17 protein-coding genes are annotated in these 17,468 nt (G+C 59.0%); 1 reads left to right on the top strand and 16 read right to left on the bottom strand.

Annotation, left to right across the window (positions count from 1 at the left end; genetic code table 11):
• Positions 1-276 precede the first annotated feature (276 nt).
• From guaA to J5276_RS13335, 13 genes are all read right to left on the bottom strand, one after another.
• Positions 277-1,854: a glutamine-hydrolyzing GMP synthase gene (gene guaA / locus J5276_RS13395; protein WP_003514664.1), complete on the bottom strand. Its 1,578-nt coding sequence runs from the start codon at positions 1,852-1,854 to the stop codon at positions 277-279.
• Positions 1,855-1,936: 82 nt separating this feature from the next.
• A complete protein-coding gene (locus tag J5276_RS13390) occupies positions 1,937-2,575 on the bottom strand; it encodes a 5'-methylthioadenosine/S-adenosylhomocysteine nucleosidase (RefSeq protein WP_019564462.1) in 639 nt (212 codons plus the stop codon).
• Entirely contained in the window at positions 2,572-3,021 is a 450-nt protein-coding gene (locus tag J5276_RS13385; protein ID WP_003514669.1) for a PaaI family thioesterase, read from the bottom strand. The genes J5276_RS13390 and J5276_RS13385 overlap by 4 nt, the downstream gene beginning before the upstream one ends.
• Before the next feature lie 80 nt (positions 3,022-3,101).
• Positions 3,102-3,554, bottom strand: a complete 453-nt coding sequence (locus J5276_RS13380; protein WP_013635337.1) for a TspO/MBR family protein — start codon at positions 3,552-3,554, stop codon at positions 3,102-3,104.
• Positions 3,555-3,605: 51 nt separating this feature from the next.
• Entirely contained in the window at positions 3,606-4,700 is a 1,095-nt protein-coding gene (locus tag J5276_RS13375; protein ID WP_112154866.1) for a DUF1513 domain-containing protein, read from the bottom strand.
• A 4-nt stretch (positions 4,701-4,704) separates the two neighbouring features.
• Positions 4,705-5,826, bottom strand: coding sequence for an imelysin family protein (locus J5276_RS13370; protein WP_112154810.1), 1,122 nt, complete (start codon positions 5,824-5,826; stop codon positions 4,705-4,707).
• The gene (locus tag J5276_RS13365; RefSeq protein WP_112154809.1) at positions 5,826-7,358 is read right to left on the bottom strand and encodes a di-heme oxidoredictase family protein; all 1,533 of its coding nucleotides are present in this window, start codon (positions 7,356-7,358) and stop codon (positions 5,826-5,828) included. Before J5276_RS13365 ends, J5276_RS13370 begins: the two co-directional genes overlap by 1 nt.
• 41 nt (positions 7,359-7,399) lie before the next feature.
• The gene (locus tag J5276_RS13360; RefSeq protein WP_003514680.1) at positions 7,400-8,677 is read right to left on the bottom strand and encodes an imelysin family protein; all 1,278 of its coding nucleotides are present in this window, start codon (positions 8,675-8,677) and stop codon (positions 7,400-7,402) included.
• A gap of 155 nt (positions 8,678-8,832) precedes the next feature.
• Positions 8,833-10,122 (bottom strand): RsmB/NOP family class I SAM-dependent RNA methyltransferase, encoded by a 1,290-nt coding sequence (locus tag J5276_RS13355; RefSeq protein ID WP_013635342.1) that lies wholly within the window; start codon positions 10,120-10,122, stop codon positions 8,833-8,835.
• Between the two features lie 61 nt (positions 10,123-10,183).
• Positions 10,184-10,552, bottom strand: coding sequence for a septal ring lytic transglycosylase RlpA family protein (locus J5276_RS13350; protein WP_013635343.1), 369 nt, complete (start codon positions 10,550-10,552; stop codon positions 10,184-10,186).
• 427 nt (positions 10,553-10,979) lie between these two features.
• Entirely contained in the window at positions 10,980-11,852 is an 873-nt protein-coding gene (locus J5276_RS13345) for an SDR family oxidoreductase (RefSeq protein WP_112154807.1), read from the bottom strand.
• A gap of 3 nt (positions 11,853-11,855) precedes the next feature.
• Positions 11,856-13,007, bottom strand: a complete 1,152-nt coding sequence (gene queG, locus J5276_RS13340; protein WP_162632896.1) for a tRNA epoxyqueuosine(34) reductase QueG — start codon at positions 13,005-13,007, stop codon at positions 11,856-11,858.
• 79 nt (positions 13,008-13,086) lie between these two features.
• Entirely contained in the window at positions 13,087-13,779 is a 693-nt protein-coding gene (locus J5276_RS13335) for a glutathione S-transferase family protein (protein WP_209159368.1), read from the bottom strand.
• Positions 13,780-13,936: 157 nt separating this feature from the next.
• On the opposite strand from J5276_RS13335, the gene J5276_RS13330 reads away from it, so the two are divergent.
• A complete protein-coding gene (locus J5276_RS13330) occupies positions 13,937-14,743 on the top strand; it encodes an undecaprenyl-diphosphate phosphatase (protein WP_019564454.1) in 807 nt (268 codons plus the stop codon).
• Positions 14,744-15,348: 605 nt separating this feature from the next.
• Here the strand turns inward: J5276_RS13330 and J5276_RS13325 are convergent.
• The 3 genes from J5276_RS13325 to pyrF form a co-directional block, all read right to left on the bottom strand.
• Positions 15,349-16,329, bottom strand: a complete 981-nt coding sequence (locus J5276_RS13325; protein ID WP_003514695.1) for a complex I NDUFA9 subunit family protein — start codon at positions 16,327-16,329, stop codon at positions 15,349-15,351.
• Positions 16,330-16,450: 121 nt separating this feature from the next.
• Positions 16,451-16,738 carry a DUF1330 domain-containing protein gene (locus J5276_RS13320; protein ID WP_003514697.1) on the bottom strand — a complete coding sequence of 96 codons (288 nt, stop codon included), beginning with the start codon at positions 16,736-16,738 and terminating at the stop codon, positions 16,451-16,453.
• A gap of 20 nt (positions 16,739-16,758) precedes the next feature.
• Positions 16,759-17,466: an orotidine-5'-phosphate decarboxylase gene (gene pyrF / locus J5276_RS13315; protein WP_038489600.1), complete on the bottom strand. Its 708-nt coding sequence runs from the start codon at positions 17,464-17,466 to the stop codon at positions 16,759-16,761.
• Positions 17,467-17,468: the final 2 nt, after the last annotated feature.

The raw sequence follows: 17,468 nt of genomic DNA, 5'->3' as shown, positions 1-17,468 counted from the left end.
AAAGTACCGTCACGCGGTTTTTGGAGGCCGATGTCGTCGAAAACGCTTATATTTCAGCGTATTAGTTCGAAAAAAGTACCGTCATTGGCCTCGGTTGACCTGACGGTACTTTCGTTTTTCCGGCTGATCAATGGGGGCGAGGCCCGTCAGCGAGGCCGCCGAAGGCCATCTATGCCCACCGATAGATATCGATAGGAACAGGATAATTTTATTTTTGTTTTCAGTATCTTAGATCGTACCGGAGCGTAGAATCGGCGGCGTTCGGATGGGCCTGAATCATTCCCACTCGATCGTGCCGGGCGGCTTGCTCGTCACGTCATAGACGACACGGTTGATGCCGCGGACTTCGTTGATGATGCGGGTCGCGGCGCGGCCGAGGAAATTCATGTCGTAGGGGTAGAAATCCGCCGTCATGCCATCCACGGAGGTCACAGCGCGGAGCGCACAGACGAAGTCATAGGTGCGGTAGTCACCCATGACGCCCACGGTCTGCACCGGCAGGAGCACTGCGAAGGCCTGCCAGATGGTGTCGTAAAGACCCGCCTTGCGGATTTCGTCGAGATAGATCGCATCTGCCTTGCGCAGAATATCGAGCTTCTCGCGGGTAACCGCACCGGGGCAACGGATCGCCAGACCCGGGCCGGGGAAGGGATGGCGCCCGATGAAGCTTTCCGGCAGGCCAAGTTCACGGCCAAGCGCACGCACCTCGTCCTTGAAGAGCTCGCGCAGCGGCTCCACCAGCTGCATGTTCATGCGCTCGGGAAGGCCACCGACATTGTGGTGGCTCTTGATGGTGACGGAAGGACCGCCAGAGAAGGAAACGCTCTCGATGACGTCAGGGTAAAGCGTGCCCTGCGCGAGGAAATTCGGAGCACCCTTGCCGTCTGCTGCGATCTTGGCAGCTTCCGCCTCGAAGACCTCGATGAACAAACGGCCGATAGTCTTGCGCTTCACTTCCGGGTCGGAGACGCCAGAAAGCTGGCCCAGGAACATGTCTGCGGCATCCACATGTACCAGCGGAATATTGTAATGGTCGCGGAACATGCCGACGACCTGCTCGCTTTCGCCAAGCCGCATCAGACCGTGGTCGACGTAAACGCAGGTCAGCTGGTCACCGATCGCCTCATGGATGAGGATCGCCGCAACCGAGGAATCGACGCCGCCGGAGAGTGCGCAGAGCACGCGCCCGGTGCCGACCTGATCGCGGATCTTGCGGATCATCTCGGCGCGATAGGCTGCCATCGTCCAATCGGATTTGAGACCGACGATCTTGTGCACGAAGTTGGAGAGCAGCTTGCCGCCATCTGGCGTATGCACCACTTCCGGGTGGAACATGGTGGTGTAATAGTGGCGTGTCTCGTCGGCAGCTATGGCGAAGGGTGCGTTCTCGGAGGTTGCGATAACCTCGAAACCCTCCGGCAGTTTCGTCACGCGGTCGCCGTGGCTCATCCAGACGGGATAGCTCTTGCCCTGTTCCCAGAAACCGTCGAACAGAGGGCTTGCCTTTTTGATGTCGATATCGGCGCGCCCGAATTCCGCCGCGTGACCGCCCTCGACAACGCCGCCGAGCTGGGTGCAGAGCGTCTGCTGGCCGTAGCAGATGCCGAGGATCGGAACCTTGCTGTCGAACACCGCCTGCGGCGCACGCGGGCTGCCTTCCGCCGTGACAGATGCGGGGCCGCCGGAGAAGATCACGCCCTTGGGCTGGAGCTTCTCAAACGCCTCTGCGGCATTCTGAAACGGGTGGATTTCGCAATAGACCCCGGCTTCGCGAATGCGGCGCGCAATCAGCTGCGTCACCTGGCTGCCGAAATCGATGATGAGAATGCTGTCGGGATGGGCTATCTGGGTCATGGCGAGCCTTTAAAGAAAATGGCGGCTTTAGGCAACCCGGAAGCGGGCATCTAACAGCGGAAATTTACTAAAATCGCGAGGTTCAAAGGGTGATCGCACCATCTTCGATAGCGCGGCAAAGCCTGTCGACGGCGTCTGCGAGCTTTTCATCGATGATATGCAAGTATTCCGTCCAGTCGTCCACATGGTTCACATCTTCCCTGCCATCGGAAATACCGCGCAGGCCGATGAGCGGCACGCCGAAGCGCTGGCAGGCCCGGAGCACGGCATAGGTTTCCATTTCCACCATATCGGCATCGATCGACCCATAGGTGGCACCAGAGACGACGTTGGCGCCCGTGGAAAGTCGCGCCTCGGCAATATCGGGTATGCGCAGGGGCAAGGCCACCTCGGCCGGCAGATCGAGAAACGGCGTGCGACCCTTTTCAAAACCGAAGGCTGAGGCATCCATGTCGCGATAGGCAACAGAAATCGCCTGATAGATGCCAGTCTGGTCGAGCGTCCGCGAGCCGGCGGAGCCGAGCGAAACGACAAGGTCAGGCAGATGGTCCGCCGCATCGAGACCGGCAAGAATTGCCGTGACCGAAATCGCTGCCTCGACCGGGCCGACGCCGGTCATCAAGGGCGCGATGCGCGCCTGCAGGTGGGGGCCGTATTCGGCGGAAGCCGCCATGACGAAAAGTATGGATTTGTCTGCAACATGCAAAAGCCGGTAGCTCATCCGGTAATATCCTCGCGGCCCTTCACCACCATCATCGTGCCTGTCATGGAGGCGATGAGCTTCGCCGGCCCGTCGGAAAGGGCGTAAGCGCGGCCATCGGCAACGATCAGGTTGTTGCCCGGCTTGATGATTTCGCCACGAAACAGAAACCGCTCGCCGCGCCCGGGCGACATGAGGTTGACCTTGAACTCGATTGTCAGCAGCGAGGCTTCCGGCTCTATGATCGTATAGGCGGCATAGGTGCAGGCGGTATCCAGGCCGGCGGCAATGACACCGGCATGCAATATGCCGTGCTGCTGTGTCAGCTTTTCATGAAACGGCAGCTCGATTTCCACCAGACGGTGTTCGATGCGGCTTATCTGCGCACCGATTGCCTGCACCACACCCTGCCGCGCAAAGCTTCTTTCTATCCGCTGACGAAAATCGCCGGGATCCGTGATCTCCATTGGCTTACCTGCCTGCTTTTGTCCTCACCGCAAACTGACATGGCGTGTGGCGGCGGGCAAGGCAAGTGCCGCAGGAGCAATTAGTTCAGCACGGCGATGCTGGCATTCAGCAGCGTGGCAAAGGCGACCCAAAGGGCGTAGGGCACGAAAAGCCACATGGAGATGCGGTCGCGACTATAGGTGAGCGCAATGAAAGCCAGAATGCAGATCAGCATAGGCACGATGATAACGAGCGCGCCTGTCGGGCTTTGCATGCCGAAAAAGATGGGCGACCACAGGAAATTCAGCACCAGCTGCGTGAACCACAGACGCATGCGCGTGCCCGCCGGTCTCACGATCCATGTTCGCGCGCCTGTAATGCCGATCATCACGTAGAGCGTTGTCCAAACGGGGCCGAATATCCAGTTGGGCGGGTTGAAGGGCGGCTTCTGAAGCGACTGGTACCATTCGCCCGGCACGTTGTTGATGCCGATGAGCGCACCCAGCGCAACAACCACAACCACGAAAATGATATACACGGACAGGTTTTTCATGACGCCTCAAATGCTTTTTGGTCTTTTTTGTTCCGATGCATTTTCAGTATTTTAGCCTGAAATACGCGCGATATGCTGGTCCCACGCCACGTCGCTGCGAATAGCCTCGAAAAATCCGTCATAGGAAGAAACCGCAATGCCCTTTATGGCGGGGGCAACGCCCGCAGCCTCCCGCACGGTCGTCTCGGATACAACACGCCCGGTTTTCGCATCCAGCGTCACGGCCGCGTTGCCATTGGGTGAGGTCAGGCCCACCAGGCCATCGCGCCGGTTGACGGCGATGGCACCGACATAATTGGCAAGGCGCACCGTCGTTTGCTCTGGTAGATCGACGAAGGCAAGGTCCTCGCCCTTCGAGAAATGGCCAACAAGCGGCGGAAGATCGTTGCGCGGTCCCTCATATTGGCAGGCGAACCAGACACGCCCGTCATCGCCGAGATCGACATGGCGGGTGGAAAGCTGTCGCAACTGGTCTGGCATCGTATGTTTCTGGATCAATTGGCCGCTGGCGGCGTCCAGAAGCACGAGCGACGGCTGCATGCTGTCGACATTGAGTTTGGTTCGGCCGAAATCCGGGTGGGTCTCGATGCCGCCATTGGCGATCACGATCAGCCTGCCATCGTCGCTCACGGTCATGTCATGGGTGCCAATGCCGTGGGCGTCGTATTCACCGATGCGGGCAAATCCGTTGCGCGCATCGTAAAGCCCGATAACACCGCGATTGCCATCGAAGTCGTTTTCGCTGGCGTAGAGGATCGCACCGTCGGGAGAAAATTGTCCGTGGCCGTAGAAGTGGCGGTTTTCCGGCGTGTGCATCACGACAGGCTCGCGGCGTCGCGCGGGGTCAAAGGCCATGAAGAAGGTGCCGGGCCGGCGCGCAAAGGCCACTGTCATGCCGGTCGCATGGCTCGTTGCCATTCCATGGGCGCGGGCCGGGAGCGCAACACGGTCGATGATCTCGCCGCGTTCGCTCACAGTCGCAATGCCGTAGGAACCGTCATGAGCGCGAAAAGCGGAAGCGAAGACAGCGTCGGCGCGTTCAAGCGCATGCAGCGAGCCGGGAGCGAGCGTCGCTAGGAACGGAATGCCCGCCGCCTTGATGAAGCTGCGCCTGTCTATCAGCGTCGGCTTTTTGCATGATATCACCGCCTCAATCTCCGTCGGCGAAGGAAAAGCCGGAGCTGAGACCGATTGCGCCGCCATACTGGTCGTTGAGGCGGTAGATGAGGTCTTTGCCGTTCAGCAGCAGGTAATCCACCTTGGCGCGTTGCTGGTCGTCATCAAGGGCCTTTTCCACGTTGGTATCAATCGTTCCGGCAATGCGGATCATCGATTTGGCGATGAAATCGATGGAGTTGACGATGGAGCGCTGGTCGGATGGCACGAGTTCGACCATATCGGCCGTGTGCAGGAGGGTTTGAACGGCCTTGATGTTTGCGGCAATGCTTTTCCACGTCAGGCCGGACCGCCAGTAGATCGCCGTGCGGGGAAACTTCGCCTTGTCTGGCCCTTTGTAGAACGTCTCTATGCGCTGGTCGCGGATTGCTTCGGCGCCGTGCACGAGAATGCCAAGCAGGGCAACCAGCGCCTCACGCTCATCGCGAAAGACGGGATTATCCGCGCCGGGCTGCGTCCAGTTTTTCTGCGCGCCATCAGGTGCGTTCCAGCTGTCGGAAAGCTCCGCCGCCACATTGGCAACGTTGCCGGCAATCGCCGCGCCATAACGGCAACGGAAATCGCCCTTCTTGTCGAACAGGTCACCCGCATCGGTGCCATAGAGCACGAATTCCAGCGCGCCGAGGCCCTGCGCTGCGACACTCTTGCCCTTCAGGCTCTCGGCGCTGGTGACGCTTTCGTCCTTTTCCGCAAGGTAACGCTGTACCTGTTTCAGGCCAAGACCCTTCTTGTCTGGGTAATAGAGCACACGTTCGAAGCGGTTGTGCTCGATCACCGGACCGACCCGAACGATCTCGATGGTTGACCAACTGGAGACCGTATCGGCAAAGGCCGCTTTGGCCGCTTCATCCGTCGTCTTGGAAGGGGCGGCGCAGAACGCCTTCATGCTGCCTTCCAGCTTCTCTGCCGATTGCCGGAAGTGGTCATAGCCGGGACGGATGAAACCGTTCACCGCTTTTTCCATCACGCCCCGCACCTGTACGGGGTCGAGCGGTGGCGGCGGCATCAGCTCCACATCCTGCGCCATTGCGGGCCGCATACCCAAAAGCAGCAGCACGGAGATGAGACCGGGTATTTTTCGCATGGCATTTTTCATCAAAGGGACTCCAGAAAAGCCAGCAAAGCCTGCCGGTCGGATTTTTGCAAGGCGGCAAAGGCATCGCGCGCTTTTTGCGCTTCGCCGCCGTGCCATAATATCGCTTCTGTCAGGCTGCGCGCCCGCCCGTCATGCAGGTAAAAACCGTTGCCATTCACGCTTCGCGTCAGACCGATACCCCAGAGCGGCTGGGTTCGCCATTCCTGCCCGCTTGCTTCGCCCACCTGCTGGCCGTCGGCAAGCTCCTCTCCCATGTCGTGCAGCAGAAAATCCGAATAGGGCCAGATCAGCTGGAAAGACTGCATGGGGTCGGCAGCGTCACGGCGGGTGACGAATTTCGGTGTATGGCAGGATGTGCAGCCAGATGCGTAAAAAAGCTGCTTTCCCCGCAACACGGTGGGATCACCCACATCGCGGCGCTGCGGCACTGCAAGGTTTTCGGTGTAAAAGGTCACGAGATCGAGAATGGGGTCCGGCGCCTCCACTGGCCCAAGCCGTGGCTGCACGCCGGTCGGCATGGCAAGACAGTCTTTTTGAACGTCGGTGCAATCACCATAGGCGTTTTGTGCATCCGGCGTGGAAATACCGATATCGTGGGAGAAAGCGCTGGCGCTCTGGTCGCGGACGCTGGCGTTCTGGGCTTTCCAGCCAAATCGGCCGAGCTTCACTTCGCCGGTCCGGTGATCCCGTACAAAAGCAGGGCGCCCGGAAATGCCGTCGCCATTTTTGTCATCCGGATCGGCGCCGGCCAGAATATCGGCCTCGGCAATGGCCTCGATCAGCCCAAGCCCAAGGGTTGGCATGGCAATCCGCGCCGACAAAGTCGTATCGACGCCCAGGGGGCCATAGTGCAGGCCTGCCACGGCATAGTCTGGCTTGCGCAGCATCACCACCTCGCCGTCGGCCAGCCGCACGGGCTTTTCGATATAGGTGACGACAGGTTTGCCCTCTGCAGCGAGGCCGGGAATGGCAACGTTCTGAAGCTGCCGGCCATAGGTCTCGTCGGGAAAATTCAACACCTCGTGGCGCGCAATCGCTGCCCGTTCCGCCTCGTTGCGGGCAGGCCGGGCCAGCCGCAAAAACAGGGAGACGGCATTTTCGCCGGCAAGTGGCGGTCGGCCCCTGCCGTCCTTCACATGGCAGGCCTGGCAGGATCGGGCGTTATAGAGCGGCCCCAACCCGTCTGAGGCTTGCGTGGAGGAGGGGGAAGACACCCAGAGCTTCTGGAACAGCGCATTGCCGAGCTTGAAATCCTGTTTTCGCTCAAACGGCATTGTTGCGGATGGATGCGAAAACGCGCCGCTATCGGCTTTATGGGTGCTGGTCGTTGCCCCGCCGGACATGGCCTCGAAGGGCTCCGGCATGGTAAAATCCATCGTCGGCGCGGTGACAGCCTGAACGCGGCTTTGGTCTTTTTCCGTCAGATCGTCACGAAGCGGCGCGGCAAGCACCATCGATGCCACAAGGCAGGCTGCCCCGGCGAAGAAGAACGGCTTGCGGATCCGCGGCAGCGATGACTTCATGGAAAGCATGGGAATGGCGGGCCGCAGCGATCTGCGGCCCGCATTGGCTCTTATTTGAAGACGGCGTTCGGATTATCGAGGCTGGCGGAACCCTCAAGTTCGATCTTGCCGAGATCGAGTGCCGCAATCACGCGTTCGACGGTTTTCGTCTGGTCGAGAAGGCCGTCGATGGCAGCCTGAACCACGGCGTTGCCTTCCTTGTTGCCTTCGCCGATCATCTGGTCGTAGGCCTCGACCGTCTGGGCACGCTTTTCCATGGCATGCATGGCGTCGAGCGTCTTGTTCAGCTTCGCCGTCATCTCGTCGTTCAGCGCCTTGTCCTTGGCGCCGACCAGCTCCGACAGCGAGGCGCCGGTCATCTTCGTTCCATCCACACGGGTATATTCGCCGGTATAGGCAGATGCGATGCCGATGGCGTCGTTAAGATGCGAATTATAGGTATTGTCTGAGAAGCAATCATGCTCCTCTTCCGGATCGTGCAGCAGAAGGCCGAGCTTCATGCGCTCCCCTGCCAGCTCGCCATAGGAAAGAGAGCCCATGCCGGTGAGAATGGCGGTCAGGCCGGCTTTCGGGTCGGCTTCCACTGTCTTGGTGGCCTCGCCTTCCGGCGCCCAGGCGTCCACCATTTCCTGAAGATCCTTGATCAGCAGGGTGGAGGCGGACTTCAGGTAATCGGCGCGGCGGTCGCAATTGCCGTTCGTGCAATTCTTCTTGTCGTAGTCGGTATAGGGGCGGTTGCCCGCACCCGGTCCGGTGCCGTTCAGGTCCTGGCCCCAGAGCAGGAATTCGATGGCGTGGTAACCGGTCGTCACATTGGCTTCGACATCGCCCGCCTCGTGCAGGCTTTCGATCAGTTCGGGGGTGATCTTCGAGGTATCGACATCTTCGCCGCTGATCTTGATTTTCGGATTGGCGATGATGTTTGCGACGTAAAGCTCGTTCTCGTCGCTCTCGGTGCCGTAGGAACCGTCGACATAGTCGATCAGGCCTTCATCCAGCGGCCAGGCGTTTACCTTGCCTTCCCAGGCGTCGACCACAGGGTTGCCGAACCGGTAGACTTCCGATTGCTGGTATGGAACGCGCGCCTTGATCCACGCTTCACGTGCAGCTTTCAGCGTTCCTTCGCTCGGTGTTGCGATCAGCGCGTCGATTGCCTTGTCCAGCGCCTTCGCCGTGGTCAGCGAATCCTCGTATTTCGCATGCGCGACGTCGGCGTAATGCTTGACGACAGCGGCGGCGTCGGTCGCAGCGCGGGCGGGAAGCGCGGTGAAGGTCGCGGATGCGGCCAGAAGCGCGAAAGACGCGCTGAGAATGGTTTTGCGGATCATGATCCCTCTCCTTGGGCAGGCGTGAAATAACTTCACGCTGCGGCAAGCGAGTTCTGACCCAATCGCAAACTTGTGTCAAATATTCTAGTTTAGAATGCTTTGAAACAAGCTACTCGGTATTTTTCGAAGTAAAATCAGCGCGTGCAAAACCTGTTTCAGGCTTTGCGTTTCATTACGCAGAAGAAGAAACCGTCCGTATCTGTAGTTGCAGGCGTCAGCGTCACTGTCTTGCCGTCAGAGGAATGCGGTTTGTTTGCATTGCCGCCAAAAGTCGTCTGCCAGCGATCCAGTGCCGAACCGATATAGAATTGCGGATTTTCTTCGCAGAAGCGCGTGACCTGCTGCTCGTTTTCCTCGGGCAGAACCGAGCAAGTGACATAAAGCAGCTCGCCGCCGGGGCGTACAAAACCCTTGGCCTGCGAAAGGGCCTCGCCCTGCTGCTGTACCCGTTCTTCCAGATTGCGTGTCGTCAGCCGCCATTTGGTGTCGGGCCGCCGGCGCCATGTTCCGGTGCCAGTGCAGGGGGCGTCCACCAGAACGCGATCGAATTTTTCATGAAACGGGACAAGTCCGGCTGCGCGGTCATGAACCTGCACATTGCGCGTGCCGGCTCGTTTCAGCCGCTCGATGATCGGCGCGAGCCGCTTGCGATCGGCGTCGAAGGCGTGAACCTGACCCTTGTTGTTCATGCTGGCGGCCATGGCCAGCGTCTTGCCGCCGCCACCGGCGCAATAATCGAGTATCTGTTCGCCTTCATGCGCGCCGGCAAGATCGGCAACGATCTGCGATCCCTCGTCCTGAACTTCGAACCAGCCTTTCTGGAAGGATAGTTCGGCGGTCACATTCGGCAGGCGGGAAGGGCCTTCGCCGGCGGGGATGCGGACACCCTGACGGGCGATATGCGTTGCTTCCGCACCGCTCTCTTCCAGCGCCTTCAGCACCTTGTCGCGAGTGGCCTTCAGCGTGTTGGCCCGCAGATCAAGTGTCGGGCGCTGGTTCAGCGCCTGCGCCTCGGCAAGCCAGCCCTCTCCGAACGCCGTCTCGAAGGATGCTTGAACCCATTCGGGAATGTCGCCCTGAATATGGGCTGGTGCATCGGCGAGAGAACGGGAGAGAAAGGCTTTCTGCTTTTCTTCATCAGGCGCGGCAGGGGCAAATTTGTCGCCGTCGAATTCCGCCGCAAGTTCCGAAAAGCTCTTGCCCCATTGGCGCAGCAGAACTGCATAACCAAGCGAGGCGGCGCTGTCGTCATCCATCAGCCAGGCGTGTGACAGTTTCATGCGCAGCGCGTCATAGACGATGTTGCCGATCGCGGCCCTGTCACCCGAACCCGCGAAACGATGGGCAAGTCCCCAGTCCTTCAGAGCATCGGCAACGGGACGCCTGCGTCCCTCAATATCCGCCAATACTTCGATTGCTCCGGCCAAACGCCCGCCCAAACGCATTGTCTACCTCATTTTGCTGATTAGCCCGGTTGGTAGACGCGAATGGCGGCAAGGGCAAGGCTCAATCGGCGCTGACGACCTCGTAGCAGACCTTGGCGGTGCCGGAACTGATCATGCCGATGTTTTTGGCAGCGGCCTTGGAAAGATCGAGAACGCGACCCTTGATGAACGGACCGCGGTCATTGATGCGCACCACAACGGCCTTGCCGTTACGGGCATTGGTAACCTTGACCTTGGTGCCGAACCGCAGCGAGCGGTGAGCGGCGGTCATGTTGGCGGCGTTCATACGCTCGCCCGAAGCAGTCTTGGAGCTCAACGCATACCACGATGCCCCTCCACAACCATTTGCCGCATTCGCCTGAAGAGGCGCAATGATGGAACAGGCAGCTATAGTTGCGACGGTGAAAGTTATACGACGGATATTCAACAAACTGTGCTTCCCTGAAAATCGGCCCCGCGCCGATTGATTGTGCCCTTGCTAAACGGCCATTGTCTGGCCTGAACGCGTTTGAATGCGAGATTGTAGGGCGAGGGAAAAATGGCGAAAAAAAGCTGATCTCAAATCACGAAGTGTTACAGGCTGTAACATTCGTGATCGTTAGCCGGAAAGGTGTTGCCGGTGCCTTATTGTTGAAAAGTGGAAAAAATGACGCAGAATCAATGCTCAATCGAAATGTTGCTACAAGTCACGCCTTCGTGAATCGAGTTCACGAAATGTGAGTGAAATATTTTTCTAATGGCTACGATTTTAGCGATTTTTGTATGGTTAATAAAAGCCTAATTGACTGAAAAGCCACCAAAACCATCCTCAAAAACGGGTTTGGAAGGATTTTTCATCGCTTTTAAATGGGGGATTTTTAGCCCCGCCAGAGGCCGCTTTCCCACAATTGTGTCAGGGAGATTTTGTACTCCGGGAAGCTGAAATCGAAACCGAGGCCACGTATCCTGGCGTTGGAAACACGCTTGTTCTCGCCGTAGAAGGAGCGTGCCATCGGCGTCAGATCGGCGGTCTCGAATGCCTGTTCGGGCGGCGGCTCAACGCCCATCAACGTGGCGGCGAAGCTCACCACATCCTGCGGCGGGGCGGGTTCATCATCCGTCACATTGAAGACGCCGCGTTCATTTCTCCGCGCCAGAAAGGCGTGGGCCGCACCAATATCCTCAACCCGGATCCGGTTGAACACCTGGTCTTTCTTCACCAGCCTGCGCGCCGTTCCCTTTTCGAAATTCATGAAACTATTGCGTCCGGGGCCGTAAATTCCCGACAGGCGCAAGATGGCAAGCGGCACCCCCGCTTTTTCAGCAGCCGCAGCCCAGGCGGTTTCGGCAGCAACGCGTTCAACGGACCGGGCGGAAACCGGGCGGCACGGGGTTTCCTCATCCACCCATGCGCCGTTATGGTCGCCATAGACGCCAACGGTGGAAAGATAAGCGATCCATTCAAGCTTGGGCAGAAGCCGTTTCAGGTCGTCGCCCAAAAGCGCAAGCAGTGGATCTCCATCCTTGCCCGGCGCGATGGACTGCACGAGATGCGTGACATTGGCCATTGTGGCGATGAGATCGTCATTAAGATGGGCACCGTCAAACAGGAAGGGTGTCATGCCAGTTGCAGCAAGGCTTGCGAACTTGTCCGTGCTGCGCGTGGTGCCCGATATCGTTGCAGCTTCGGTTTTCAGCGCGTTTGCAATGGCCTTGCCCGAATATCCTGCGCCGAAAATCATCACATGCATGGGTCACGCCTCTGCCAGTTGCCATTCCATTTCCGCCTCTGGATCAGGCTCCGGGGCGCGGCCGGCAGAGTATGCACGGAATTCCTCGCTGTCCATAAGCTGCGACAAAGCCCATGCGGCCATGCCGCGCACCTCCGGTGCCGGGTCTTTTTCGGCGAGAGACTTGCATTGCTGCACGAATTGCCGGTCGCGCGAGTTTCCAGCCGCTATCAGCACGTTGCGGATGAAGCGGTTACGCCCGATGCGCTTGACTGGTGAGCCGCTGAAGAAGCTGCGGAAGGCAGCGTCGTCCAGCGTCAGCAGGAAGGCGATGGAAGGTTCCTTCAAATCCTCGCGCGCCTGCAGCTTCATCTCGGAGGCGCTGGCCGCGAATTTGTTCCAGGGACAGGCGGCAAGGCAATCGTCGCAGCCATAGATGCGGTTGCCTATCATCGGCCGGAACTCGTGCGGGATGACGCCTTTGTGCTCAATGGTGAGGTAGGAGATGCAGCGGCGGGCGTCCAGCTGGTAGGGGGCGGGGAAGGCGGCCGTCGGACAGGCATCGAGACAGGCGCGACAGGAGCCGCAATGGTCCTTCTCTGCCTCATCAAGAAAAAGCTCGGCGGTGGTGAACATGCTGCCGAGAAACAGCCAGGAACCATGGGTGCGGCTGACCAGATTGGTGTGTTTGCCCTGCCAGCCGAGACCCGCGGCTGCGGCAAGCGGTTTTTCCATCACCGGCGCAGTGTCTACGAAGACCTTCACGTCCTCGCCGGCGCGCGCGGCAAAACGGGTGGCGATTTCTTTCAGTCGCCCTTTTATGACGTCGTGATAGTCGCGGTTGCGGGCATAGACAGAAATGGCTGCCTTGTCGGATTTCGAAAGAAGGCCGCGAGGATCTTCTTCAGGCCCGTAATTCAGCCCGAACATGACAATGGAGCGCACGTCGCCCCACAGCGTTTTCGGCTCAGCGCGACGGGCCTCGGTCTCCTCCATCCACGCCATGGTGCCATGATAGCCCTTATCCAGAAACTGCCTCAACCGTTCCGGTGCCAGCGGAATGCTGTCCGGCGCGGTGATACGACAGAGATCGAAGCCGAGCGAAAGCGCCTCCTGACGAACGAAGTCCGTCAGTTTGCGAGCGCGTATCCGCTGCTTGTCGCTGGCAACGTCGATGGTCGTTTCTCCTGCGGGTTACTCTGCGACATATATATGCGTAGCTACACGCCGCAGCAAATAACCGGGAGGCCCGAACTTAGAAATCCAGATCGGCGTAGTGAGAGGAGGGGGCAAGGCGCGGAATGCGCTCGCTGAGGAACGGCCGGAAGGACGGGCGCGATTTCAGCCGCTGATACCATTCTTTGGCAATTGGCGCTTCGAGCCAGTTGATTTCGCCGAGATAATCCAGCACCGAGACAGAGGCGGCGGCGGCAAGGTCGGCATAACTCAACCGGTCGCCGGCGAGCCACGTCCGCGAACCCGCCAGCCATTCCAGATATTTGATGTGCTGACGAACATTGTTACGCGCGGTGCGCAGAAGCTTGGAATCCGGGGGGCCACCACCCTGGGCCGCCGTCATCTGCAATTTATAAACCCGCTCCCGCACCAGCGGTCGGGTCACATCGTTTTCCATCTTCTGCAGGAACCACTCGGTCAAGCGGCGGATTTCCGCCCGCTGAAACGGGTCTTCCGCCAGCAATCGCCGGTCACGCTTCAAAACCCCGTGCGTTTCGTCGAGAAACTCGGCGAGCACGTAGGGACCGCTGAGAGAGCGCATATTATCATCGAGATAGACCGGCAGGGTGCCCGCCGGATTCAGCGCCAGAAACTCCCGCCTTCTTTCCCACGGCTGCTCCTCCGCGAGATCGGTCTGGAACCCGTATTCCGAAAGGATCAGACGAACGAACCGCGATGCGGTCGACATGGGAGAGTGATAGAGAGTTGGCATCGGTACTCAATTTTTACGATTGGTTGTCATGATCGACAATTGCCGGAAAACTTTTTCAGTTTCGCTTCATCAAGACGCTATAAGAGCTTGGCTACTTTAAAACAAGTTTAACGCAATTGCTTTCCATTCCCGCTTCCCCCTGAAAAAAGGATACCTCATGGGTGACCAATCGATCATCAGCGCGCTTTTGCTGGGCATTATCGAGGGTCTTACGGAGTTCATTCCCGTTTCCTCAACGGCGCATGTGCTGCTGGCCGGGCATTTTCTCGGCTTCAAATCGCCGGGCAACACCTTTGCCGTTCTCATTCAGCTCGGCGCGATCATTGCTATCCTTCTTGTTTATTTTCAGAAGCTTGTGTCGATCGCCATGGCGATGCCAACAAGTGCCAAGGCGCGCCGCTTCGTGCTGGCTGTCGCTGTCGCCTTCCTGCCGGCGGCGGTGATCGGCGCTCTGGCGCATGACTTCATCAAGACGGTGCTGTTCGAAACACCCATCCTCATCTGTATCGTACTGGTTATCGGCGGCGTCATATTGCTGGCCGTCGACCGAATGCCGCTGAAGCCCAGATATACCGACATCATGGATTATCCGCCGTCGCTTGCCTTCAAGATCGGTCTGTTCCAGTGCCTTGCGATGGTTCCGGGCACCTCCCGGTCCGGCGCTACCATTGTTGGCGCGCTGTTGATGGGCACGGACAAGCGCTCCGCCGCCGAATTCTCGTTTTTCCTGGCGATGCCGACCATGCTCGGCGCGTTTGTGCTCGATCTCTACAAGAACCGCGATGCGCTGAGCTTCGATGACAGTGCGCTGATTGCCGTAGGCTTCATCGCCGCTTTCGTCTCCGGCCTGTTCGTCGTGCGCTCGCTGCTGGACTTCGTCTCGCGACGCGGTTTTGCACCCTTTGCCTGGTGGCGCATCGTCATCGGCTCGCTGGGTCTAGCAGCACTTCTGCTCTACCGTTGAGCCGGGCTTTAAAATAGCCGTTCGTTTCCAATGCACGGACAAAATAAAAAGCGCCCCGGAGAATCCGGAGGCGCTTTTTATTTGAGACTTGTGAAAGCTGATCAGTTCGTGCTGATCGAAGCCGTTGCGCAAGGGTCGACACCGTAGGCGGGAGCGCAACCGCTCTTGCCCGCTGCAACCGTGCCCGGCGCCATGAAAGAACCCGCCAGAACCACCAAAGCCGCACACGCAAAAAAGAGTGCGATAGATCTGCCCATTTTATTATTGCCTTTCAGACGTTCGTTCGCGCGGATTACGCCGCCGTGTGTGAAGTGAGGGTTCTGGATATGTTAGGAATGTGGCCATTATCAATAAAGCGGCTTGCTGAATACCGGGTTAATGCGAAGTCTTTTCCACAGTTGCGCTTGTGCCACGCTTGGCTGTGGAGGCCACTTGGCCGTTAACTTTTACCCGGCTGTTCAAAACAGCTTCAGTCGATGTTGCACCTCCCCTGCAGTTGAGGGGGAAATGCGCCAATAGCGGTTTGGTTGCGATTGAATTGCGCAAAAACAAAAAGCGGGAATGGTTCCCGCTTTCGTTCAGATCTTTAATGCGCGACGGCAGGTTTATGCTGCTTTTCCGGCGTTCGAGAACTGTCCGTGCGGGCGATAGTGCACCATGTAGGACGGCAGGACGGAAGCAACGCGAACGGGCGTAATGCCGATGCCTTCCAGGGTCAGGCCGTTCTTTTCCGCGTCAGCGGAAACGACATTATCCTTTTTCAGCATGGTCACCTGATCGACAGTCAGCGGCGGCGTAATCAGCGGCACCAGCGAAGCGATTTTGCCGATCATTGAGGCGACGCCGAAAGGCAGGTTGACGAAAGGACGCTGACGGTAGGTTGCGGCAAGAACCGCCTCAAGACAGTCGCGGAACGTCATGACGTCCTGGCCACCCAGTTCATAGATGGCGCCGGGCTTCAGCTTGCCATCCACGCTGCGGGCAACGGCCTCCGCTACATCTTCGACATAGACCGGCTGGAACTTGGTTTTTCCGCCGCCGATCAGCGGCAGGAACGGCAGGCTGCGGGCCATCTTGGCGAATTTATTGAAGAAGTCGTCTTCCGGTCCAAAGATGATCGAAGGGCGCAGGATCACGGCGCCGGGCAGAACGGAATGGATTGCTGCCTCGGCGCGGCCCTTTGTGCGGCCGTAGCCGGTCGACGAATTGGCATCGGCACCGATGGCGGAGATGTGCGTCAGCGTTGCACCGGCGTTGCGGGCTGCCTCGGCAATGGCTTTCGCGCCGAATTCCTGCACGGCGTCAAAGGTGTTGCGGCCGCTTTCGGCCAGAATGCCAACGCAATTGACCACGTGGTCGGCGTCTTCGATGGCTTTGACGATGGAGTCGCGATACCGCAGGTTCGCCTGGGCAAACGAGATCTGGCCGACATTGCCGAGCGGCTGCAGGAAACCAGCAAGATCGGGACGGCGCACGGCCACGCGGATGCGATAACCGCGCTTGGCGAGCATCCGCACGACATGCCGCCCGACGAAACCCGAACCGCCGAAAACGGTGACGAGGGGTGGAAGGTTGGCCAAGGTCATGGGAGGCTCCTCAGAAGCTGTCGATAAAGCGTTTTTCAGTCTCTTAGCCCAAAGCCGTGCGCGCGTGAAGAGACGTTGTCACAAGGCCCGGGACTAGTTTCGGAAATGCGGTTGACGACCGTCAAATTCCTTCGACGATCATCATCTCCGCGTCGGCGACTTCCTGACGGATTTTGGCCGCCGCCTGGTATTCGGGCGAGTTGTAGCAATCGATCGCGTGCTGCACCGAGGGGAATTCGATGATGACGTTGCGTGCGCGTGCCTTGCCCTCAAGTTCGGTCAACGCACCGCCGCGGGCGAGAAAGTTGGCGCCGAACCGCTCGAAAGCGGGCTTCGCAGTCGACACGTAGTCCTTGTAGCGTTCGTTGTCGCGTACATCGACGCGCGCGATCCAGTAGCCCTTTGCCATTTCGTCTCCTCCGATGGTCCTTATTGATTTGCCGGAAAGCTGGCGCGCAGCATGTCGTCAAGAATGGCGCGGGCTGCTGCTTTCGGATCTTCTGCTCTGACGATGGGGCGGCCGACAACCAGATGGCTCGAACCGGCTTTGATGGCGTCAAAAGGCGTCATCACGCGCTTCTGGTCTCCCGCCTCGGCACCGGCCGGGCGAATACCAGGGGTGACGACGGCAAGGTCGGGGCCCAAGATTTCACGCACCGCCGTCGATTCCTCTGCCGAACAGACGATGCCGCCCATGCCTGCCTCGCGCGCCTGTTCCGCACGGCGCAGCACCAGCGAACGGGCATCCGATGCATAGCCGGCTTCCGCAAGATCGGCATCATCCATCGAGGTTAGCACGGTGACACCAAGCAGGCAGAGGCCAGAGCCTTCGGCTGCCTTGACTGCGGCGCGCATGGCTTTCGGGTAGGCATGCAGGGTCAGCATCGACATGCCCATGCGGGCGATGTTTTCGACGCCGGAGGCGACGGTGTTGTCGATGTCGAGCAGTTTCATGTCGAGAAAGACTTTCTTGCCGCTCTGGGCAAGGTCGCGGGCGAATTCGAGACCACCGGCAAATACCAGCTGATAGCCGATCTTGTAGAACAGAACCTCATCGCCGATCTTCGACACGATGTCTTCAGCTTGTTGCACAGTCGGAACATCGAGCCCGACGATCAGTTTTTCGCGCGCGGTCATTG

The organism is Agrobacterium sp. S7/73 (assembly GCF_019355535.1).
Taxonomy (GTDB): domain Bacteria; phylum Pseudomonadota; class Alphaproteobacteria; order Rhizobiales; family Rhizobiaceae; genus Agrobacterium; species Agrobacterium tumefaciens.
This window is presented reverse-complemented; position numbering and strand designations above follow the sequence as displayed.